This is a genomic window from Flavobacterium sp. Leaf359, assembly GCF_001423985.1.
GTDB lineage: Bacteria > Bacteroidota > Bacteroidia > Flavobacteriales > Flavobacteriaceae > Flavobacterium > Flavobacterium lindanitolerans.
The window spans coordinates 307,008-307,485 of record NZ_LMPW01000002.1 but is presented as its reverse complement, the minus strand read 5'-3'; the positions used below and the strand labels follow the sequence as shown (position 1 = coordinate 307,485).

At 50.8% G+C, this 478-nt stretch carries 1 protein-coding gene; it reads left to right on the top strand.

The window, feature by feature from the left end:
• A partial coding sequence (locus tag ASG38_RS17925) for a SprB repeat-containing protein (RefSeq protein ID WP_162239649.1) occupies positions 1–478 on the top strand: 478 nt, incomplete at both ends.

Sequence of the window (478 nt, the reverse complement as noted above, 5' to 3'; positions counted from 1 at the left end):
ACTGGCCTACTCCAACCTGAACGGTGGGCAGACCTATACCATTTATGTGAAAGATGCCAACGGTTGCGAGATTGCGCCTCAGACATTCACGATAAACAGCGGGGTGGACATACAGCCGACTGCAACGGTGGTAGCAAACTGTACCGGCAACGTACCAGGAAATACGGTAACAATTGGCGTAAATCCTGCAGTAGCCTCACAGGTTCAGTACTCACTGGACGGAGTAACGTATGTAACATCAAATACGTTCAACAACATTGCTCCGGGAAGCCATACGGCCTACGTACAGCACACCAATGGCTGTACCAAAACGGTTCCTTTCACAATCAACACGCTAATACCGGTTACGGCTAACGCCAACGTAACGGCCAACGTATTGTGCTTCGGCCAGTCAACGGGAAGCATTCAGGTAACGGCCACAGGTGGAACGGGAACGATTGAATATGCCATATCGCCTGCCTTCGCCTACGGAACATCA